This window comes from Parasphingorhabdus sp. (genome assembly GCF_036964565.1).
In the GTDB taxonomy this organism is placed as follows: domain Bacteria; phylum Pseudomonadota; class Alphaproteobacteria; order Sphingomonadales; family Sphingomonadaceae; genus Parasphingorhabdus.
On record NZ_JBALTN010000018.1, the window covers coordinates 11,487 to 35,376 of the forward strand.

The 23,890-nt window shown below is 51.3% G+C and carries 10 protein-coding genes and 1 pseudogene; 6 read left to right on the plus strand and 5 right to left on the minus strand.

Annotated features, from left to right (window positions below; genetic code table 11):
• Window positions 1-115: 115 nt before the first annotated feature.
• Window positions 116-11,818: a beta strand repeat-containing protein gene (locus V7650_RS17215; RefSeq protein ID WP_335657449.1), complete on the minus strand. Its 11,703-nt coding sequence runs from the start codon at window positions 11,816-11,818 to the stop codon at window positions 116-118.
• A 76-nt stretch (window positions 11,819-11,894) separates the two neighbouring features.
• Window positions 11,895-14,045, minus strand: a complete 2,151-nt coding sequence (locus V7650_RS17220; protein WP_335657450.1) for an Ig-like domain-containing protein — start codon at window positions 14,043-14,045, stop codon at window positions 11,895-11,897.
• Window positions 14,046-14,453: 408 nt separating this feature from the next.
• On the opposite strand from V7650_RS17220, the gene V7650_RS17225 reads away from it, so the two are divergent.
• From V7650_RS17225 to V7650_RS17250, 6 genes and pseudogenes are all read left to right on the plus strand, one after another.
• The gene (locus V7650_RS17225; protein ID WP_335657451.1) at window positions 14,454-14,825 is read left to right on the plus strand and encodes a MarR family transcriptional regulator; all 372 of its coding nucleotides are present in this window, start codon (window positions 14,454-14,456) and stop codon (window positions 14,823-14,825) included.
• 60 nt (window positions 14,826-14,885) lie between these two features.
• A complete protein-coding gene (locus V7650_RS17230) occupies window positions 14,886-16,340 on the plus strand; it encodes a TolC family protein (RefSeq protein ID WP_335657452.1) in 1,455 nt (484 codons plus the stop codon).
• Window positions 16,337-18,442, plus strand: coding sequence for an ATP-binding cassette domain-containing protein (locus V7650_RS17235; RefSeq protein ID WP_335657453.1), 2,106 nt, complete (start codon window positions 16,337-16,339; stop codon window positions 18,440-18,442). The genes V7650_RS17230 and V7650_RS17235 overlap by 4 nt, the downstream gene beginning before the upstream one ends.
• Window positions 18,439-19,611 carry an HlyD family efflux transporter periplasmic adaptor subunit gene (locus V7650_RS17240; RefSeq protein WP_335657454.1) on the plus strand — a complete coding sequence of 391 codons (1,173 nt, stop codon included), beginning with the start codon at window positions 18,439-18,441 and terminating at the stop codon, window positions 19,609-19,611. The genes V7650_RS17235 and V7650_RS17240 overlap by 4 nt, the downstream gene beginning before the upstream one ends.
• A 105-nt stretch (window positions 19,612-19,716) precedes the next feature.
• On the plus strand, window positions 19,717-19,923 hold the full coding sequence (locus V7650_RS17245; protein ID WP_335657455.1) for a hypothetical protein: 207 nt from the start codon (window positions 19,717-19,719) through the stop codon (window positions 19,921-19,923).
• Window positions 19,924-20,106: 183 nt separating this feature from the next.
• Window positions 20,107-20,805, plus strand: a pseudogene (locus tag V7650_RS17250) (IS3 family transposase); the annotation flags it as partial.
• Window positions 20,806-20,933: 128 nt separating this feature from the next.
• Here the strand turns inward: V7650_RS17250 and V7650_RS17255 are convergent.
• From V7650_RS17255 to V7650_RS17265, 3 genes are read right to left on the minus strand one after another with little or no spacing between them, the layout of a single operon-like run.
• Window positions 20,934-21,986, minus strand: a complete 1,053-nt coding sequence (locus V7650_RS17255; RefSeq protein WP_335657456.1) for a glycosyltransferase — start codon at window positions 21,984-21,986, stop codon at window positions 20,934-20,936.
• 5 nt (window positions 21,987-21,991) lie between these two features.
• Window positions 21,992-22,864 (minus strand): glycosyltransferase, encoded by an 873-nt coding sequence (locus V7650_RS17260; protein ID WP_335657457.1) that lies wholly within the window; start codon window positions 22,862-22,864, stop codon window positions 21,992-21,994.
• On the minus strand, window positions 22,864-23,655 hold the full coding sequence (locus tag V7650_RS17265; protein WP_335657458.1) for an FkbM family methyltransferase: 792 nt from the start codon (window positions 23,653-23,655) through the stop codon (window positions 22,864-22,866). The genes V7650_RS17260 and V7650_RS17265 overlap by 1 nt, the downstream gene beginning before the upstream one ends.
• Window positions 23,656-23,890 lie beyond the last annotated feature (235 nt).

A 23,890-nucleotide genomic window follows, 5' to 3' on the forward strand; every position in this document is an offset into this window, starting at 1 on the left:
TATAAGATACCGCTTTTTGCGCATTTCCCCAAAAAAAAAACCCCCCGGATCCAAGAAGGAACCGGGGGGCTGTCTGGCAGAGCGATTGGAGCCGCGCTGCGAAGTTTAGTCCAGTTTAGGCGATCATGCCGGCGCTGAAGGTGTCCTCTGTGTTGTTCAGGATGACGACCACCATATCGGCCTGACCATCGGTGTTGGCATCGACGAACAGGAGGCCTGCACCTTCGTCACCGCCCACCAGATTGGTGGTTGGATTACCATCGAGGTCAGTGGCAGATGTGAAGTAGTACATCAACGAACCGCCAGATGCCGCAAACTCGATGTTCGCATTAGCATAGGCAGTAGCGTAATCCGCCACTTCAGCAGCTTCGTCATAGTTGGAACCGTTCCCAGCTCCCAGTCCGAACGATACCTCGTCACCCTCACCAACCCCATCAAAGTCGAAGATGATGTCAGCGCTTGTGAAGTCTTCATCGTCTCCATCAAGGATAGAAGAAGCACCCGACCCAGCGAAGGCTGCGTTGGCATCGACACTGACCGAGAAACCACCATTGTCCGCATCGGTGTCCGTAAACTCGATGATGTTGTCATCAGGAGCACCAAGAACCACTCCGGTAAGTTCCCCATCGACGTAGTTGCTTTCAAGACCAGTAGCGACAGCCTCCGGAGTGAGCGCAGGGTTTGGAGCTGTTCCTGCTGTGTAGCTGGAAAGTACGTTACCACCAGAGGCAAAGTCCGTCGTCAAGCTGTAGACGTCACCCGCAGACGGAGGACCAACGATTTCGACCTCTGTAATCTGCGCCTGATCCTCAAGAACAAGAGCATCACCGAAGAAGGTGCCGCCGTAAGCTACCGAAGTTGGCGGAGTAGTAACATCTCCCCCGAACGTTACGCCCGTAATGGTCACACCTGCTCCGCTGTCACCAGTGAAGCTTACAACATTGCCGGCCAATACAGTCGCCGCAACACCGGCCTGATTGTCAAGCATGTCAGCCACCGCATTCGCCACCGAGGCTGCGTTACTGAAGTCGATATCAGAACCATAAGTACCATCACTCACAGTCACGACAATCGGTGCACCATTATTGCGAGTATATGTCACTTGGACGAACTCATCCGCATCAACGTCGTTATCACCAGTTCCATCGGCGATCCCAGTGAAGTCGATTTCCTCGCGGTCAATCCCTGCCTGAGTGACAGTTTGGACAAACGAGGAAGCGGCACTGATCTGGACATCGAAGACAAACGTATCGCCTGCTCCGCCGCCCGTCAGGCTATCGAAGGCACCACCAACTGCGGTAAAGTTGTTACCACCGTTGATTGTGTCAACGAAGTCCGAACCAATCAGCACGTCATTGCCGCTACCGGTGATGTTGTAGCCGTTCGGCCCACCAGCGAGTGACAAATCGATTGTTACAGGACTTCCACTGGTATCAGTGATGTTTGCAACCCCGGCATTCGACGTCTCGGAAGTCGCAGCAAATCCAGGCCCAGCATAAACACTCGCGTTGGCCGTCGCTCCAGCTGAAACAATAAGTGTTCCGTTAAGCGTTGCTGGATCGTTTTCTGGGTCTGCTATATTACCCGTGTAAAGGAATGGAATGGTGTCAATACCCGCGTCAACGTTGTAGATACGATCCCCGCCAAACCCTGGCACTCCCAAGTAGGTATCATCACCAAGACCACCGAAGTAGGAGTAATCCAGAGTAGCATCGGTGGGGAAAGGCTCGATCGTCAAAACATCATCGAAGTCCGAACCGATTACCGTCTGGCCGATGGCCGTCGTCCCATTGAGTGCTAAAGCACCGGTGAGGGTGAGTTCGAACGCCAAGGTGGCATCCTGACCCGGACCTGCAGCAGTCACAATCGTCACCGCCGAGGCGTCGACAACTGCTGTCTTCAGGTTTGCACCGAGAACAGCACCGTCAACATCGGTGGCATCACCAACAAGGACCACGGTACCTTCACCCACGATCTCAACGTCACCAAGCGCAAGGTCTAGTGCCTGTTGGACCGAGATTGTCAGCGAGTTACCCGCCTCGACGTAGATGCGCATGTCATCATCGCCAGAGTTATTGGTCAGTGTGAGGTTCACTTCACTCAGATCAACATCACCGGTGATGTACGTCGATGCATCGATCAGCGTCAGATTGCTGTCAGCCGCGAAGACAACCGTTTCATCAATGATGAGCTGGCTAGCCCCGCCGTTGAACGCACCATCCGTATCATCAAAGTCGAAGGTCCACCCACTGTCGGCGTCGAGCGTCGGAGTGTTTGCACCCACTGCGGCCAAGGTGACCACCGTGGTACCCGCACCGGAGGTGAAGGTAAATGCCTCATCCTCAGGATCGGTGGTATCGCCATCAGGAACAACCGTCCGATCTTCGTTGCTGCTGTCGATTTCCGACAAGTTGACCGTCAACGTACCGTCGAAGTCGTCAGCATCGAAGACACTCAGTTCGTTACCCTGGACATCCTGGAAGATGGCCTCACCCAAAAGGCTATTGCCATTGGTGATCGTCACCGTTTCCGTGTTGTCGACCAGAAGCACCGGATCAAGCACCGCCGTAAAGCCGGTCAGATCCATGACAAGGTTCACAATATCGGCATCGCTCGTGTCGATGGCCGCGATCGTGACGTCGTTTTCGCCCGTGATGTTAAGGTTGGCCGTCGTTGGATCGGTGTGTGTCGCGCCCAGCGCCGTCGGGGCAACGCCCGAGGAGTCGAACGTGATGGTGCCGATTTCGATGGCTTCACCGCGAGTGTTGTCAATGCCGTTCAAGTCGATACCGACCGTCTGGCCGCCAATCGGGATATTGTTGTCCCGATCCAGCTGCGTATTGATGGTCACATCGAGCAGATCGATCTGATCATTGGTGTCATCACCCGAGATGTCCCCAACAACGTTCGGCGCATCAGGTGCCACATTCTCATTGTCCGGCCCCGATACAACTTCGTTAGCGCCGTCATTGTCGTTGCGGTAATCAGTGGCAGCGAGTGTCTCACCAACCGTTGTCGATTCACGTCCAACAGCGCGGAACGAATTCAGCGTGATGCCGTTGAAGTAGACCGAGTCAGGATCGATGTTGGCTCCGACGATCACATTGCTGACATCGACGTCGCCGATGGTGACTTCACCACCAAACCGAAGGTCCAGCGAACGGATGAATTCATCCGGAGAGCCTCCGACATCGTTGAAGGTGAGGTCGTTCAGATCAGTGAAGTGAACGAACTCAACAATCCGGTCGACCGAGTTTGAATTGAACAGAACATCCAGTTCAGCCAGCGATGAGAACTCAACCCGAAGGATCGTGCTCGGCAGCGTGGTGAACAGTTGTTCCACGTCACCGCCTTCGTTGTTGATCAGCTCAGGTGTGACCCACAGCCGTCCGATGGCGCCATCATAGTCACCGGTATCGATCGGTGCAGTGATGTCATCAAACAGGAAGACCACGTTGGTCGAGCTGTCATTATCGTCAAGCCCGCCATTGGCAGTCTCGTTGACGATGATTTCGCGGGCGTCTGCCTGATCAACCGTGGTGAAACGGATGGTCTGACCAGCAAGCGAGGTGCTGAGATTATCAATCGAGTCCAGCGTGATGCTGAAGTCACCAAGATCCGTTGTAGGATCAAGAGTAACGTCATCATCTTCCAGCGTCGCCGTTCCAGCAACATCAGCACTGATACCGCTGAGATCAACTGGATCATCACCGAGGTTGACGATGTTGACCACACCGGTGGAAGCAGCTCCGCTTTCACCTTCGATCACCAGACCGTCTGCTTGTGCAGCGGACAGTGTCAACGTGGCACCATCTGCAACAACGAGCGTTGGCGGATTACCGGTAATCGTCAGGTCAAGATTGCTTAGATCCATGGTCTGATCGATGAACAGCGTGGTGTTGTCACCCAGGAAGATGTTCAAGGTCGAACCAGGATCGGCAAGGCTTAGGTCGTTATTGAGGTGGAACTCACTGCCAACGTCAGCGTCGGAGAAATCATAGGTCCAACCCGCCGTGTCAGCATTTAGACCCATACCGCCTGGAAGATTGTCAGCACCAAGATTGTCGAGACCACTGTCACTCAGTGTAACATTGTTGACACCGGAACCCGAAGTGAAGGTGAAGTCGCCATCATCAACATCTTGCAGGTCTTCGATCGTGAGATCACCATCGAAGTCGGAAGCGTCAATCTCGCTGAGTTCAGCATCATCACCCGAGCCACCGTCATTGACGTCCTGGAAGATGGCCGTGCCAGCATCCACGTTGTCGTTGGTGATTGTCCAGGTTTCCGTGTTGTCGGCATTATAGTCCGGATCAAGCACGCCGGTGAAGCCGGTGAGATCGAGCACGAGACCGGTAATGTCAGCATCGGACGTGTCGAGCGCGCCGATGGTCACATTGCTAGCGCCGGTGATGGTCAGGGTTGCGACCTGGTCTTGGAAGTTACCCGTATAATCCGGATGGCCACCAGCGCCCACAGCATCGTTACCGACGGCGTTAAAGATGACATCGCCAGTGATCACGAAATCCTGATTGGCAATGATATCGATAGCCAGCAGGTTGTTCTCGTTAATGGAGAACAGCGGTGCTAAAGCCGAGACAGTATCAACATCGCCAGCAATGGTGTTCACCTCGTCCCCTTCGGAGCGGATGGTCATTTGCTGGAAGAATACCTGAATTGAACCGGCATCCTTGTTGTCACGCGATGGGACCGACAGGTCGCCATTGATCGTGACATCGCCTTCGAGCGTGAGGTCAAGCGTACGAACTTCGTCGCCAATATCTGCATCGTTGAAGATCAGACCGGCAGGGGTCGTAATGCCTTCTTCCACAATCACAACGCGGAATGTCGGATCAAGGAAGCCCATCATATCCGGAGTCTCGAACAGTACCAGCGTTACCGAGCTGGCCAGATCATCGATCGTGACCTCCACATTGGATGCGATTGCAGTAAAGTTGGAAGCAAGCGCACGAAGGAAGGTAACATCAAGTCCGGAAGCATCGACAGGTGTGATCACGGAATACGGCGTGTACAGGTAAGATACCGTCGTCGTGCCCGTACCGTCCACGGTCAAGCCATCGGCCTGGCCCGCATTGACCAATCCAAGGCTCTGCCCGTTGGTCAGTATGAAGTCTGCCTGTACGCCATCGTCGGTATCGATATCCGACGCACTGCCCACTTCGAGAGCTCCATCGTCTCCGAACGTGCCGAGATCAACCGAAGCCTCACCAAGAGTGATATTAACATCGGCTGCGCCAACGACATCCTCAAGGCTGAAACCAGCATCGACATCCGCCTGCGTAAGACCGGTAATGACAAGGTTATATGGATTGCCATCACCATTATCACCATCAGTATCGTAGGAGGTGATGGTGCCATTTCCGGCGAGTTGCTGGAACTGCTGCGCGGTGAGGGTCAGAGTTGTGCCTTCAGCAACACTCAGGGAAGTCACACCCGTAAAGTCACCGTTCAGAACAACGTCATCGTCCTCTAGGACAATCGCAAGGCCAATATCCGGATCAAGATCACCGGCATCAAACGGATCGGAACCAACTTCGGTGATGACCAGATTGGCATTACCGTTTGTTTCACCATCATTGATGTTCTCAGCGCCGATGGCAGTAAGCTGTGCCTGCGTGAGAGTGAGCGTTGCACCGTCATTGATGGTGATCTGGCTAACAGCCGGGATCGCGTCATCAGATAGATCGACGGGACCTTCGATTGTCAACTGAGTGTCACCACCGGTGAAGCTGAGCGCATCTGTGGCGTCAATCTGAGCGGAACTAAGCGTCGCAAACAGCGTACCCGTACCATTGTTGACCACATTCAACCCGTCGATGTCGCCATCGGAGGTGTCGAGGCCGCCGATGGTGACGTCGGAGTCGCCGTTCACAACGAGAGTGGCGATTGCCGCGTTATCGTTGTTGGCAGTGATGCCGTCATTTGGCTCGTTATTCAACGTACCTTCGGGATCAGAACCGTGCGAACTAAAGATGATCTCACCAAGGATTTCCAAAGCCTGTGTGGCGTTGATCGTCACCGACTTCAGTTGGTTGTCGCGGCTTCCGATACCAACGGCAGGACCGAACGCACCAGGAGTGACGTCCCCGTCGATGACGTTGACGGTATCACCATTGATGGTGTTTGCCGCCGTCCCCGACGAATTGATCGTCAGTTGCTGCAGGTAGGTCGGAACCAGCTCTACAGTGTCGGTACCGTCAAAGGTGCCATTGCCGTTCTGATCATTCACCTGAACAGTCGAGAAGATGAGGTTACCATCGATCAAGGTGCCGCCCTGAAGATCAACCACAAGGTCGGTGACTTCAGTGCCAAGCAGATAGTCGTTGAACGATATGTCGCCAAAGATCGTGGTACCTTCTTCGACCGTGACCAACTGGGCACGACCCTCGACAGTACCGATGCCTTCGTAGATGACCTTTTCTACACGCGCCGACAAGTCTTCAAACATGAAGTCGACATTGTTGCCCGAGACCAGCAGTGCCGGCAAGCGCAGGAAGTCTACGTCGAGGCCCGAGGCGTCCACATTCACGAGGAAGCCGGTTACGTCGGTGAACTCTACCGTAGACCCAGCTCCGCCGTTGATGTCCATTTCATCAATCTGGGTAATCTCAGCCAGTGTCAGCTTGAGGCCGTCACCGATGTTGATGGTCGCCTTTTCGCCGTTAACACCTTCGAAGATGTTGGCAGCGGTCGAGGTGAAGACAACGCTTTCAGCCAGAGTAATGGTCAGTTCACCACCGCCAACGTCAACGCCCGTAACCACGAAGCCCGGAGTTACATCCGCCTGAGCGAGGTCAGTGATATTGACATTGATGGCATCATTACCAGCATTTCCATCGGTATCGATGATCGTGATCGTTCCGTCACCTGTAAGCTGCTGGAATTGCGCAGCCGTCAGGTTGAGGGTGACGCCCTCTGGAACCATCAGAGAGCCAATGCCGGTCAAGTCAGTAGCTGGGTTCAGCGTAACTTCAGGCTGATCGACAATGCTGACCACTGCAACCGTAATGCCTGGACCATAGTTCGCGATCGCAAATGGCTGTTCGCCAAGATCTTCGAGGACCAGCGATCCATTTCCGTCAGGAGCAGAGAAATTGTCTGCTCCGATTGCATCGGCTTGCTCGAGGGTCAGGGTTAGTTCTGCGCCGCCTTCAAGAACAACGCCCGTGACGTTGGTAAGATCGGTGGACGACAGATCAGCATCATCTTCACCAATAACCAGCGTTACAGGGCCTGCACCTGAAATGCTTGCGATGTCACCAGCTTCGACGTCATTGAGCGAGATCGTGGATCCGCCCTGTGCGCCGACAATGGTGATGCCGTTAGCAGTGGGATCATTAACGGAGAACGAAGCATCCCCGACAACACCGGAAGCATCGATACTTTCCAGCGTGACTGGGAGATCATCGACTACGGTAACATCGCCCGAACCCGTAAGGGTCAAGGATTCAACATAGTCATCCCCGTTTCCGTCGTTACCATCGATATTCTCGATAACAACGTTGCCCTCAGGAGCTACAATCTCGATCGAGATAGCGTTGTTGATCGAAATTCCTTCGACATGGATCGGCCGCGTGTCCCCTGCATTCGCATGAACAATGGTCACAACCGCTTCGGCACCAGCCCATTGATAGCTTGCATCAAGAATACCGACGTTCGAGGTTCCTGTTGGACCTTCGGCCTTCGCAGTGCCGCCACCCTGAAGCTCAAAATCGAGTCCCCACGCCGCATCAACAACCACCAGAGTGTCGTTATAATTGCCGCGGAGTGCAAACACTTCGAGATCTTCGACGCTATCACAGAGCACGATTGTGGCTGTACTGCCAGGTGCTCCTGGCGCCGTCGGACCATCAATGGTGACAACGGTATATTGAGAAACACCTTGCGAAACCAATGGATCCTGATTGGCTGCGTCCCATCCTGGAGGCGCGTTATCGTCTGCGGCGATGCTGATCAAAACTTCTGCATCATAACCTGCGTCCGAGTTACCATAAATTCCGCCGCCCTGAGCCAAGCGCTCGAAGCCGTCGACAACAAAGTTTACAACTTCACCGTCAAGGGCCGAGAAATCGATGATGAATGGCACCGCATTCGGACCGCCCGTCCCGGAAGTTACACCAAGATTGATGGGACCGGTAAAGCTAATGTCATCGTCGCCAACAATTTCCAGATTGCTGTGGAAGGTGGTGAACCCACCAACAATAGGTGTGACGTTGCTGTCAATGGTCAACACAACTTCAGCAGGCGCATCAGCCGGACGATCATAGCCGCCGAATACCGAGTTCACGTTTACGTTGAAGTAAGCACCTGGCGCGCCGAAGTCGCTCGACAGCGAACCGCCATAATAGACCACTCCGCCGATATCGGTCTGAACGGTGTCGCTGGTGTTGAATGGATCGAAATTGATCCCACCGCCAGTGATCACAACGTTGCCATTAGCAACGTCCGTGTTGCCGTCGTTGGCAAGTGTAACGCCGTTTTGTGCCACACGGGTGTGGAGCTGCTCAGCGGTCATGCTAAGCGTAACGCCGTCCTGGATTTCGAGGATGAGGTCAATATTGCGCGGCAAATCATCCACGCCAAGCGCGGTCAGCGAGGTCGATTCGGTAACGATGATCTTCACGAACGAGTGAGTGTTGAAAATCGCGCCATCGACCGAGAAGTTCTCGGCACCGATTTCGGCGAATTGCTCGTCCGTCACAATGAGAACCGAAGCATTTCCGCCAGCCACAGCGTTGTTGGCTGTGGTCGATTGACCGATGGTGAAATTATCATCGTCAAGCACAACGCCGGTCACGCCGTTCAGATCGGCTGCGCGCATGTCTGCAACAGTCCGAACATCAAGCGTAAGGTCCTGACCGGAGATTACGGATCCTGGGAGAGCGGTAAGAGTGACCTGCCCTTGTTCAAGGCCGAGCACAACGGTCGCACCAGAACCCGCCTGGACGTTCAACAGAACGGTGGGTTCGAGGAAGTTGTCGTCAAGATTGAGCGGAATGCCCGTTGGACTATTACCGCCCAGCTCGTTGATCATCATCCCAAAATCATTGCCGCTTCCTCCGAGCACAATCGTGCTGCCGGAGCTTGCTGCATTGTTGATCGTGATCGCTTCACCAAGTGCATAGATGGTGTTGGGACCTGCGCCCGCTGTCGAGATGTCGACCGTGCGGCCACTGGCTGCAATCTCGTTGTTGCCGGTACCGACATTGATATCAACCACAGCCGAACTGCCGACAAAATCACTAGAGGCGGTGACATATATCTTGTTGTTACCGTCCCCCAGATCGATCTTAAGGTCGCTCAGCCAGTCAGGCGTTTGACTTGGATCAGTGTAGTCAAAGCTGTCCTGCGAGGTAATTTCCACGCGATTGTTGCCATCACCGGCAGTGACCACAGCAGTAGCCACGGTATCGAGTTCGAACTTGTTATCACCGTTGCCCGTCGTGATGGTCACCTGACCAACCGCCGGGAGGCCCGGGCCCGAAGGACCCGCAAAGACTTCATAATTATTGTTACCATCACCATTGGTGATCGTTACAACTTCAGCGCCATCAACTTGGTAGTAATTGTTACCCTCACCACCGGTGATCGTAACCGTTTCATCGTTGATCGGCCCGCCATCGTCGTCGCTTGTGGTGATCGAGAAACGGTCATCGCCGGACGAACCGGCCACCATGACGTTCTGCGAACCGGTCAGCCTCAGGTCAACGCCCCCGCTGTTGGCAGAAGCATCAATAACAACAGGCGTATCATCCTCAAAGCTGTCGTCGAGATCGCCATCGACTGCAAAGCGGCCGGTACCCGAAATATTGAGGTTCGTGAGACGGCCACCACCAAAGAATTCCTGCAGATAGTTGGAAACGCCCTCGCTCTCGATATTGAGCACGGCAGAGTTCTGCAGAATGTTGATGGCTTCGGTAACGTCACCAACGTTGAGCTGAACAGTAAGACCGTCAGGATCCACATCGGCATATTGGATGGTCGTGTCGCCACTGTCGAAGCCGCCTTCAAGACGAAGCGTCGCACCGTTGCGAACACCGACGATCGTGAGATCGCCGCTGGACGCGGTTGCATTGCCTTGGTCGGATACGACCAGTAGGTCCAGTTGACCCGCGCGAGTGAGGTCAATCCACGAGTTATCGGATCCAGTGCCAATCGGATTGGGTAGGTCAGCATCGGTGACTTCGGTGTTTTCAAGATAGCCATCACCACTGCCGCTATCACCAACAGTGTAGAAATTGGGCAGATCGGTAACGCGGATTTCCTGGATATTCAGGAGTTCTAGCGGCTGCGCATATGTGCCCTTGGCATCGATTTCGAGAGTGTTGTAACCAGCACCCCCATCGATATAGGCCTGGTGCAGCAGTTCAAGGCGGCCAGCGACAATGGTGTCGTCACTGCTGCTCGTCCGGTCGCCTTCGACAGTACCGCCGTTATTTTCAGTCGGAGTCAGGACGATTGGAATAAGTGATGGGTCTTCACTTGAATCACCTTCATCCACTTCCTTCATGAACAGGCGGCTGTTGCCTTCAGAATCGAATAGCAGATCATTCAAGAACTTGAAATACTGCTCCCCGATCTGCGCTTCGATATTGAACTGCTGGGTCGAGCCATCAGCAAAACTGATTTCAAGAACTGGGCTGCTGCCAGCCGAGGAATCTTCCACCTCCCCTGTTAGGGTCGTGGCGTTACTGATCGTCAGATTCGTCACATTATCGAACGGACCCGTGCCATCATCATCGATCAGGCCAAGCTCGGCCAGGTCAAGTCCTGTGATCGTGGTGACAAAGGCCACCAGTTCGGACAATGGGATACCGCCATCGGACGGACCTTCGGTGCTGTTGTCATTTTCCGTGCCGTTGGGATTGTAGCCCCAATACACTTCAAATGTAGGAGGCGTGCCTTCTGAACCGCCGGTATAGGCTTCGGTGAGCGTGTGGAAATTGACGACCTGGGCGCCATCGCCATCGGCTATTGCAGTAGGAGTATTTGTAACTTGCTGGTCACCAAGGAACAGTCCGTCTGCACCGCCGACCAATTGACGCGAATCGTCAGCAAAATTGACGGTCATGCCATTCACGCCGACCGGGATGGTAACTGACGTGCCAGCGGCGTCGGTTATAACAACTGCCGAGCTACCCGATTTGGTGATAACATAATCTTCGGCGAGACCTTCAAAGGTCAAAGTGTCATTGCCACGGTTAAAAGAGCCATCAAGAATGACCACCGTACCTTCGGCAATTGTGATCGAATCCGCACCATTTGATCCGCGAACAATGGTTGGGTCGGTTTCTTCACCGAAGACCACCGTTGCGCCCTGCGAAAGGACCATGATGTTCGATGACGATGAGTCAGCACCGGGGAGCGTGCCAATGTCATCATTCGGAGCAAAAGGAGCAACAACTCCAGATCCCGCAGCGACAGGGGCTGTCGCGCTGGTCACCGACTGATTTCCAAGCGTGATGCCAGAAGAACTGCCTACAAGCTCGCGCGATGCGTCGGCGAACTGAAGGGTGGCTCCGACTGAGCCAACCGGAATAGTAACAGATGTGCCCTGCGCATCAGTGACTTTCACGCTCGAGGAACCCAAGCGAACGATGGAATAAGACGTCGCGAGGCCAGTGAAGTTGATCACGTCATTGCCGCGATTGAATGAACCATCAAGAACTACTTCCACACCGCGCTCAATGGCTACCGTATCAGCACCGTTGGAACCGCTAACCTTGATCGGCGCGGAACCTGCAGCAATCGATACTTTGCCGTCAAAGCGAAGAAGAATATTTGTGAAATCACTCATTTTATTTACCCCATTAAGTGTTATTTGTTTATACTAAAAGCTGTTTGCACTCGAAGCCCTGGTCTTCGGCGCTAAATTATCCAATAAGAAGAAAATCAAAACCAACCGCGTCTTGAGCGGTAGTATAATCTGCTATGAACGTAACTTCGACGCCGACAAATATGTCATCGAGAACGATTGAGTTTGATACTCCCGCCTCGGTGTTGTTGAAGGTAATCACCAAATCACGATCATTGTCGGCGGTCGTAAAGCTGAATGTATCAGCGGAACTGGCATTGGACTGGATCCGGTCGTCTTGACCAAATCCCTGAAGAATCACTTCTGTCGGTTTAGCAACATCATCGGTAAACTTGATCGCCCCCGTCGACGCATCCTTAATCACTGCCGTTCCAAGCACGCCAACATCAATAGTCTCCGTCGTGGTAGTGGGATCAGCCCCCCCGCCATCGCCCTCGGCAAGCTTGAAGAAGCCGATGCCGCCAGCGCCCAAAAGCGCCTCCACGTCATCAACACTATCTATGACAGTGGTCGCACCTGCCGCAACATCCTGCAACACGATCTCGTTTAGCACTGAACCATTGAGATAGGTTATTATAACGTCATCGCCTGTGGCGGTGAAGCTGTATGCTCCAAGATCAGCATTCGACACTGAAATGGTGTCGCCGGCCGTAAAATTGGCAATCAGCACGGCATTGGCAATGCTTGCGTCCTCTGAAAAGGCAATATCACCGTTCGCAGCATCGGTCACCGCAAACGTCGAAGTGTTGTTGTCGTCATCGTCATCAAGATTACCATTGGCGACCGCAATGCCATCGCCGCCAGAACCTCCGGAGCCCGTTTCCGCCCGGAAGAAGTCAAAACCAAGTACAGCCTCGGCAGTTGCCTCGTCAGCAATGAAGCCAGCGCTCGCACCGACATCCTTGAGCAGAATGACATTGAGAGCCCCAGCCGCAGTATTGTTGAAGGTGATTTCCAGATCATCACCAATGGCAGTGAAGTTGTAGTTGTCGGCGTCGCCGGTCACAACAATAAGATCATCGTTTTCAAAATTCGAAATTTCAACGTTCGTTTCCAAATCCGAATCATCCGTGTAGGTAAATGCATCCCCAAGGGTAAACCCGGTTCCTGCTGCATCAAGGCTGATCGGTGTTGTCGAGTCTCCGACATCAATCGCAACTGTCTCGGTGGGGTCTGAAGCCAGATTTATCGTGATGGCCTGCGTTGTTACCCCGCCATTTCCGTCCGAGACCGTCACATTGAAAGTATCTTGACCAAAGAAGTTGGCATCAGGCGTGTAAGTAAACTGCCCGCCAGCACCGCCGGTCACCGTACCGTTCGCAGCATCACCTGCCGCGAAGGTCAGCGTATCACTTTCAACATCTGACGCTGCAACGGATATAGTAATAGGGACATCTTCAGTACCAGAAAAGGATGGATCAGACGTTATTACCGGAGCATCGTTGACTGGGTCGATGGTCACGGTAACAGTTGTTGTTGCCTGGCCACCCTTGCCGTCCGAGACCGTCACATTGAAACTGTCTGCCCCGTTAAAATTGGCGTCAGGCGTATAGGTGAGCTGGCCGCCGGCACCCACGACTACGTCACCGTTAGCGGCGTTGCCGGCTGTATAGGTCAGTGCATCGCCATCAGGATCAGATGCCGAAACCTGAAGTGCGAGCGCTGCATCTTCAGGACCTGAAAATGCGGTTGCGCCTGAAAATGCCGGAGCCTGATTAGCCGGAGGCGGAGGCGGCGGCGGAGTATCCGAACCGCCTCCGCCCGAAGCAATAGCGACGCCGCCAGCCAAAACTCCCAGCCCCCCAGCGATCAGCAAGGGGTCTATACCCGATCCAGCCACCCCGCCAGCGGCTGCACCATCCTCCTCTTCCTCTTCCTCTTCCTCTTTCTCAGCAGTTTGCGCCATTTTTTCAGCAAAGCCGGCGTCAAGTGTAAGGCTTGCCAAAACAACACCCTCTGAGTGGACCTCATTAGATCCGCTGGCTTCATCAAGCGCAGCCGCAGTGGGTGATTCGCTGCTCGCCGCTAGGACCTGGCGCGGGCTCGAATTTTGAGACCGACCGGCTGAAGTTGCTTGACCGGCTGAAGTTGCTTGACCGGCTGAAGTTGCTTGACCGGCTGAAGTTGCTTGACCGGCTGAAGTTGCTTCCGTCGGAGGCCCATCAACATTTGCAGAAGCTTTATCATTTACCACAACGTCAACACTCATGTTCTTACACCTTTTTTTCGCTAAGCTGCAGTTTGTTAACCCGCAAAAAGTGTTCACGCAACTAAAAAATGCCGACACATAATGAATAGAAATCCGTCCGACGCCAATTTGTACCAGATGGTCAGCTAAACGCGTTCTTTATCATTAATATCGTCACCATATTAGGTGTATATTTAGTGTAGCATCTATATATGGAATAACGTTATTAAAATAAACACGAATAATATATTGAATATTCGATCGGTATATAATGCCTATATTGGGATCGAAAGTATGGTATTAATATAGAACTGAATTTAGGGTTAAATTTTATAGCTATATTTTGCATTTAAATATTGCAACGTTTGATGATGCTGTCTATGCATTTGAATGCTGTTGGATCCAGCTTGTGGGTGGGGGCCTTAGGTAGTGCCTGAGAAGCTTCAATGGGAAGGATTCAAGCTGCAATGGGAAGGATTCAATATGCCGAGGGGCGAAACTGAAAGCAGTAGTGGGGTTGAACAAACGAGCATTCGCGTATCCAAGGATGAAATTAGGACTATCCTTGAGCTTGATCAGTGGTTTGCGAACACCAAAAAAATAAAATTACTGACAGCTGAAGCGCGAGTACTTCTCTTCGTTTTACTCAATGGTACAACCTCATCAACAGAGGGACTTAGTATCGCGAAAACGTCTGCCGGGAGCTATTTCGCAGTGCTTCGGCGACTCAAAGATGCCGGCCTAATTACCGCAGAAGTTGATCCCAACGACCGGCGCAGTAAACTTCTAAAAGCAAATTAGGCGAGGCCACATCGTGGTTGTCATGGGATGTCGAGATGTGGTTGGGGGGTAGTAGATTTGATGTATTTTGAATATCTGCGGAATCGCGATTTGATTTCACTAAATCGTCGTGGGAAAATGGGCGCGATTTGTCTTGTGGTGGGTGCTTGCGGAGTAATCGGAGCACCCTCCGCCGCGCTCAGTGCTGAGGCAATCGGTCTAGCGGCCCCAATATCTTCTGGCGGGGATCCAGTGCAGGCCAATAACAACGCGGCAGCGGCGCCTAGCGTTGTTTATGATCAGCCGTCACTTCCGTCTACCACAGTTGCGATGCCGGAAATGGGTTGGACTGAACGTCCAGAAGTTGTTCCAGAAGCGCTGGCAGATGCCATTGACATTGTTACTGAGAAAGATCCATCAGCTCTTGCAGCGTGGTCTCAGGCCCGTGCAGCGAACGCTGGCGTCCGTTCGGCGCGATGGCAAAAATTCCCGTCAGTCGATTTGAACGCAAACATTTCAAGTGGCGCCAGAACGATCTTACCTACCGCTACTGTCGATCTACCACTTTGGTCAGGCGGACGACTTTCAGCATCACTCAAACGTGCAAAACGATTGGAAGAGGCTGCCGTTGCTGCATGGCAAGATGCCGTACTCCAACTGTCATTGCAGATAACCGATTTCTATTATCAGGCAGTTTTGAATATGCGGCTTGAAGAGCTGTATCGCCTGAGTCTTGTTGAACATAGTCGGCTTGTACAAACCATGGAGCGCCGTGTAGCCCAAGAAGTAAGTCCTGCAGCAGATTTGGCGCTGGCCCGTTCGCGTGAAGCGCAAATCAAGCAAGACATGATGATAATTACTGCGCAACGAGATACTGCGCTTCAAAATTTGGCGGAATTGATCCGCGACCCGAATTTCCGGCTTGGAGATGTACCAGATTACCAAGATGGAGCATTACTCAACCAATGGCAGGGCGTGGAAGAGGAGGTCAATGCGTATAATCCCACCCGGCGGCGACTCGCCTTTGAGGCCGAAGCGGCGCAGGAAGAGATTGCCTTGAACCGCAGCTTACTATTCCCACAAGTTAGTGCGCAGTACACCTATAATGAAATTAGCGGTAGTCGCGTCGGAATAGGAGTCCGCATGCAGACGTCGAATGGGCTATCACGCTTCTCGGATATTGAGGCTGCGCGATCAAGATATAACGCATCTATAAGCGAGCTAAGGCTGTTTGAGCGGCAATTGGACCAGAACATCGCAAATGAAATTATCGCTCATAGTGCGGCAACAATGCGATCAGAAGTTTCGCTTCTTGCTGCCAACAGCGCTGGCCAGGTAAGTTCAAGCTATATGCGGCAGTTTATAGCCGGCCGCAGGTCCTGGCTCGACGTCATGAACTCCCTGCGCGAACATCTCGCCGCACAATCAGGTCTCGTGCAGGCGCAGGTTACGGCAATGGCCACCGACGTAAGACTCAATTTGCAAAGCGGCCGATGGCGCCCCACAATTTTATCTAGAGAAGGTGAACAACAGTGAGTGACAGTATTGAGCAATGCATTGCAGGGCTTGCTAGGCTCCGCCGCATAGAATTGAGCCCTGGCTGGGCCGAAAGCATGAGTGAATTCAGTGATACCTCCGCAAACGCTCTTGCAAATTTTATCGATCAGCTAAATTGGCAAACGACCGTAACCCTGCGCGGGGAACCACGCGCTCATGATTTTCCTTTGATCGTTCATCATCCTGACATGGGCTGGGCCGTGGCAGCACGCATGGAGGGCGCCGAACGTGTATCTATCATGCGGCTGGGTCAGCAAGAATTGTGGCGCATTGATGATGAAACCACGATGTATGATATCGCCTTGCCCGAAGCTCCTGGACAACAGAACTTCACCAAATCAATCGATGTCTTCAAATCAGCGATTTCCAAGCGTAAAGGACCAATTGTACTCGCGATCATGGCGACGTTCGTTGTCAATTTTATTGCATTGGGAACTTCGCTATATGCCATGCAGATTTACGACCGAGTAATCCCGCGCGGTGCATTTGCGACATTATGGGTTCTCACCCTGGCCTTGGTTGTTGCGATCGGCTTTGACTTCTTGCTTCGGGTGATTCGTGCTCGCCTGTTGGAACGAGAGGCGATCAAGATTGACAGCGAAGTTTCGGAGTTTTTTTTCGCTCGCGCGAACGATGTCCGTCTTGATGCAAGACCACCGTCGGTCGGGACTATGGCTTCCCAGCTTAAAGGAATGGAGCAAATTAGGTCATCAATGTCATCGGCAGTCGTTTTTGGCGCGGCGGACTTACCCTTTGCATTCTTCTTCATCTTTGTCGTGGCGCAGCTAGGCGGCATTATTGCAGTCGTCACGTTAGTCAGCTTTCCGCTTTCGGTTGCTATAGCCATCGCTTTGGGCAAACTGATCCGAACCAATACACACAAGGCGCAGGTAAACAGCAATAAGAAAAACGGTTTGCTCGTCGAGACAATTGATGCAGCCGAGATCATTAAAGCCAATCGAGGGCAGTGGTTTGTCTTGAGTAAGTGGAACAACTTGATTGACGAAATCCATAGATCGGATCTTCCCGTCAGAGACATCCAGTCTATTGCGGGTAGCATTTTTGGGTCGATACAACAATTAGCCTATGTTGGAATAATTGGTTGGGGCGCAATTGAAGTTTACAATCAAAACATGACTACAGGAGGGTTAATTGCGTGTGCCATTCTTGCTGGTCGCATCAATGGCCCACTCATAAGCCAGCTTCCCAATATGATTGTTGGCTGGACTTACTCACGCATCTCCTTGGGTATGCTCGATGCAATCCTTGCGCTTCCGACTGACAAGGCACCTGGAGTTGAGTTGCTTCGACCGGCGAGGCTAGATGGCGCAGTTTCTATCAAGGATGTGAGCTTTTCATATCCTGGCGCACGTACAGGAATCTCCATCCCGTCGCTGGAAATCAAGGCTGGAGAAAAGGTCGCCATGATTGGGCCTGTTGGTTCTGGAAAATCGACTATATTGCGGCTAATGGCCGCTCTTTATGCGCCGGCAGAAGGGCGAGTTTTGCTTGATGGACTCGATTCTGGAACGATCGCGGAGGATGTGTTGCGTGATCATGTGGGTTATCAGCCCCAAGATCATCGTCTGATCAAAGGCACCCTGCGTGAAAACTTATTGCTCGGCATTTCTGACCCAGGCGATGATGCGATTATGCAAGCTGCCATTCTTACCGGTCTCTCAAAATTGATTTCATCGCATCCGCAGGGTATTGACTTAGAAATCAGTGAAGGTGGACGGGGTCTTTCAGGTGGGCAGCGTACACTTGCTGGCTTAACGCGTATGTTACTTTCTCGCCCAAACCTGTGGCTCTTGGATGAACCCACTTCAAATTTGGATTCGGAGGCCGAAGCACGTATTTTTGGAGCACTTAAGGAAGAGATAGGCGCATCTGCGACTTTGGTGATTGTTACCCACCGTCCAAAATTGCTTGCACTTGTAGACCGGGTGCTGGTTATTTCCGACGGTCAGATTACAATGGATGGCCCAACAGCCGATATTCTCTCTCGCCTCACCCCGAAAACGCGCAAGCCACAGGTTACAAACGGCGTAAAACCTATCACCGTAGGAGCCGCGGCATGAAAATTCTATCCCGCATCAAAACAGGGGATATCGGCATGGGCGGGATCATGATCTTGGCCTGTGCCGTGTTCTTGGCATTGCTCGTTGCTTGGTCGAACTGGGCTGAACTCGATCAAGTCAGTCGTGCGCCGGGAACGGTCATACCTTCGGGACGCGTGCAGCTTGTACAAAGCAATGACGGCGGAGTGATAACTGACATCAAAGTCCGCGAAGGCGATATTGTTCGTGAAGGTGAGCTTCTTGTCATTTTAGATCAAATCAAAATCAATGCCTCGGTTGCGGAAGCGGAAGGGAAGGTCGCCTCGCTCATGTCGTCCATGGCACGCATCGAAGCCGAGCTGTTTGATCGACCTTTGAAATTTCCGGCAATTGTACAGAAATTTCCCGATTTTGCAACCAACCAGAGGTCGTTATATAGCAAACGACGTCAGGCCCTACGTGATCAATTGTCGGCTTTAAATGGCATGCTCGGACTGGCTCGCCAAGAGCTCAATATGAATAGTCCGTTGCTAGAATTCGGAGATGTTAGCCGCGCTGACATTATTCGCCTACAGCGTGGCGTGGCAGACTTGGAGTCACAGATTGTCAATGTCAGGAACTCGTATATTCAGGAATTGCAAACGGAATATACAAGGACGGAAGAAGAATTGGCTTCGGCCAGAGAAATATTGACGCAACGTTCAGACATTTTGAAGGGCACGAAAATTAGGGCCCCAGCGAACGGCATTGTGAAAAACATTCGGTTGACCACAATCGGCGGTGTCCTGAGGCCGGGGGATGAAGTTCTCACTATCGTTCCGACCGGCGGAACTCTCATTATTGAGGCAAAGGTTTCTCCGTCTGATATAGCGTATGTCCGTTTGGGGCAAACTGCGTCGGTCAACTTCGATGCCTATGACTCTTCGATTTACGGCTCCGCTCAAGGCGAAGTTACCTATATCAGTCCAGATACTCTCACTGAACAGACTGCCAACGGGGATCTTATATACTATCGCGTCCATGTCTCTGTCGACACCAGTAACATGAAGCCTGTTAATCTTAACGAAAAGATAGAAATACAGCCCGGAATGACTGCTTCTGTTGAAATACAGACCGGAAAAAATACTGTGTTCCGTTATATATTTAAACCAGTCATGAAGACATTCAGGGAATCATTAACTGAAAGATGATTTTATACTCAATGGAGATCTATATTTGAACCGATTGAATAACTTGAAAGACATTTTACCTTAGTCAAAATCAGAATTATTTTACTTCAAAAGGAGTTTATTTGTATGACAAAATTGACAATCGATAATCGAGAATTTGAGATCGAATCTTTGGAAGACGACGCAAAGGCGCAACTTGCGAGCATACAGGCCGTTGATAAACGCATCGTTGCCTTGCGAGAGGACTTAGCCATCATGCAAACTGCTCGTGCCAATTATGCAAATGCGCTCAGAGAACTGTTGCCAGAGCAAGAGGAAGTTAGCGAGGAATAGTGACGTGACCCTTAAAGACTCCTTCAGAAATGGTTAGGGTCAGGACCTATTAAAGGGATTCCCAGCGCAGTATTTTTGTGATTCCATGTCGGCATCGAAGGAGGTGCTGTCATGGATGCTCGATTTTTGCTGACCAAATTACAGATGCGCCGGATAGAGCCGTATTTTCCGTTGTCGTACGGGGTCCCCAGAGTTGATGACCGGCGGATATACCGGGAAGAAGGCTTAACGGTGCGGCGTCGCAAAGGTCGCAAACGCGCAGTTGGAACGCGCACGCGGCCGCCAGTGCTGGCCTTGCCAAACCAATGCTGGGGCCTCGATTTTATACATGACCAGCTTGCCACGGGCCGCCGGTTCCGCGTACTGAACATCGTTGATGATGTAACCCGAGAATGCCTGCGTGCGGTGCCTGATACATCTATCTCGGGCTTGCGGGTTGTGCGAGAACTGGCTGCGTTGACGGCCGAACGCGGCAAACCGGGTATGACTGTCAGCGACAATGGCACGAAACTGACCTCCAATGCGGTGCTGGCCTGGTGTGGGCTTGCACAGGTTAACTGGCATTACACGACGTCTGGCAAGCCGACGGATAATGCGTTCGTGGAGAGCTTTAACGGGCGGATGCGTGACGAGTTGTTGAACGAGACGCTGTTCATGAGCCTTGGCCATGCTCGTGAAAAGATCGCTGCATGGATCGATGATTACCATAACCAGCGGCCACACTCATCGTTGGGATACGATACTCCTGCAGCATTCGCTGCAAAACTTAAAAAGCAAGGGGCTGCTTCGCTCCGCATAGCCGGAGGCTACGCTACGCAGCCCCTTGCTTCACCCGCGCAGTCGCGCGATAACGATGCCGAGACTTTAATCGCAAATGGATGAACGTTGGGGGTCACGTCAGCGGACCATAAGGACGAATTTTTGATTCCAACAGCGACCGTATGAACGTTGGAAGTCACGTGAATTGGAGTATACTCGCGAATAAGTCTTCTGTTTTTATATAGCAAAAATTATACGCGTAGCATCGCCGCTGCCACTTCATCCCAATCCTTCGGGAACAATTTGAGCGCGTCGGACCAGTCGACTTGCCATCCATCGGATAGTCTATCGTGCAACACACGCAACGCTTCCCTCAGTGATCCCGTTGATCGAGGATCAAAATATATTGCCTCGTCGCCGCACAACGTTCGCGCATAGGGCAAGTCCGCACAGACTATTGGAAGTCCAAGGAACATAGCTTCCACCAGTGGCAAACCATAGCTTTCCGTCAAAGATGGGAATAGAAGTGCATCGGCTTGTCTATAAGCCTTGATCATGCCTTCATCGTTCAATCGCCCGACTGTTCTTATGGGTGAAGAAAGGTTCTGATATTCTTCACGAGAGAGAGTCACCACAATTTCGTCGACTATGTCCTGACACTCCCCTGACTGCAAAGCATGTTGCAGCAAGATATGGTTTTTATGAGAATAGCCAGCTGACGGATAAAACAGTTTCAGCTTCCCTGAAAAGCTTTGAAAGTCCTCGCCTGCGGATAGCTCAGCCATGACCCACGCCGGAGGGGGCTGTCTTACAATAGATATACGGTCACTCAATTGGGGATAATGCCTCACGAGATTGTCGGCCATAACCTCCGTTTGAACAATAATCTGATCCGCATATTTCAAATTCTTGCGAAAATTTGCTCTCAGCAGTTTGTTTCGGAAATAATTAGTAGCCGACAGATCCGGCGTTCCTGGTATCAGGAATGTATTCTGAATAAAAACAGTCTGCCGGCCTTTTTTTCTCAAGGGTATGTCACCTAGGATCAAGCTGTCCGATCCCCCATATACTTGGCCAGCGATCAAATTGGATTCAAGGAAACGGGACAAAAAATTTGGCAGGCTACGCCGATAGATTTTTGTCCGGTTGTGTGACGTTGAAGAATATTCCGACAGAAGGCCACGATCTGGAAGCCATATAACGCCAATTTTTGTCGCGCCGAATTGTTCCAGTTTCGGTAATAGGGAAAGTACCAACTGAGAGGCCCCCAAACCCGTGACATTCGCTGCAATAATATCAATCATGTAGACTATTTGACGTCAGAATGATTGGCGAGGAAATCGGTATCTTTTTCCCATCGTGTCAAAATTGAGGTTGGAAATAAATGCTCGCGAACCCGGTGAAGCGCATGCGAGGGATTGAACAGCATTTTGTACCAGCGCCCGACCTTTAACATCTTCATCCGGTCAAAGGATCGATCATCAGAAAGGCAGCTCCGGTGAATTCTGACAAAATCCTTGTCGGCGAGCTTTTCATGTTTTTCACCTGCGCCACCACCTGTAATGCTTTCATCATAGACCCGGAACGCTGCTATCCTCTCATTTGAAACGCCGAATGTTGCCTCTCGTCCAGCAAGCTCGCACAATAATTCATAATCCCAACATGACCGGTTTTCCAGATTGAATCCCCCGATTAATCTGAAGACGTCCATTTTGAATGAAAAACCCTGCTGGACGATCGTCGCAGCGCCGAGCCGTAAGTGCGAAATGGTAATAGGGGTAGGTATCAGTTCCCTTAAAGGCTCTCCGGAACCATTGACCATCCAGGCCCGGCAAAGCATGAAATCTTTGTCCATATTCGTCGACCAAGCGTTGCGAAGCTTTTCAATCGCCCCAGGCAGGAAGTAATCATCTGAATTCAGGAAAAATCCAATGGTGCCCCGCGCCTTCGCAAACCCCTTGTTCAGGCCATCGGAAGGGCCTTGGTCAGTTTCAAAGATTATATGATCGATGTCATTGGCATATTCACTTATTATTTCGCGGCTACCGTCCGTCGAGCCGGCATCAACGACTATATATTCAATATCGTCCGCCCTGTTATCAATAACAGACTCAATAGCTTTCTTAAGATACTTTGCTTGGTTGTATGATATAGTAACTATTGATAAAAACGTCTTTTCCATTATGCAGTATCTTTTTGCAATGACATATTTACAAACCAATCATCAAACTTCGATATATTTTCAAATTTACGAACAAATCCGTTCTCTAAAAGTAAATTATTTATTTTTTCTCTATTATTTGTATAGTTATGTTCACAAGTTATTATCTTAATCTCATAGCGAGAAAAGTCAAAATTTGCCAAAATATCTAATTCGCTACCCTCTGTGTCAATCGAAAGATAGTCAATCTTATGGGGCGCGCTATTAAATTCAAGTAAATCTGATAACGTTATTGTTTCGACTTTATATTTTTTCCCGCTACTTCGAGATCTTGAATGGTCATCCTTCAGACTAAATAAATCAATCGTCGACAATTCCCGGTCAGATGTTTCGTTGAATACCAACTGCTCACCAGAAACTCTCCAAACACATCTTTTGTCGATTTTTGCGTTACGATTATTCTCTAACTCTGAATGCCAAAATTTAGCTGGTTCAGCGAGTATACCAGTCCAGCCAAATTTCTTCTCGAGCAGGTAAGTATTGGACAAGTTTATGCCATTAGTCGCACCAAATTCAACAAAGAACCCGCCCTTCCGAAATCCTAACTCGGAAAGAACAAATAAATCCTGCCGCAGTTGTGCCTTTGAATCTTTGATAACATCAATACAATTACTACGTAACCTCGGTTCAATCGCTTGTAAAAAATCGTTGTCATCAATCTCACTAATATTCTCATACAATAAATCTAACGTTGAGCGACGGGTGACAGCGAGATCAAATTCTGCTAAAATCTTTTTCAAAAACTGTTTCATTCATTCTTGGCCTTATTATTGGCGATAGCGTCGGCGATAATGTGAAGTGTTTCCCAATAAACAATAAAACTAAAACAGAGCAACATGGGACTTCCCAAAGCGCCCATGGCAAATTTCTCATACTAACTATCTCGCAACACGGCTCAGCGCTTAGCCTATGACGTGACCCCCAACGTTCATCCATTTGCGATTAGAGTCTCGGCATCGTTATTGCGCGACTGCGCGGGTGAAGCAA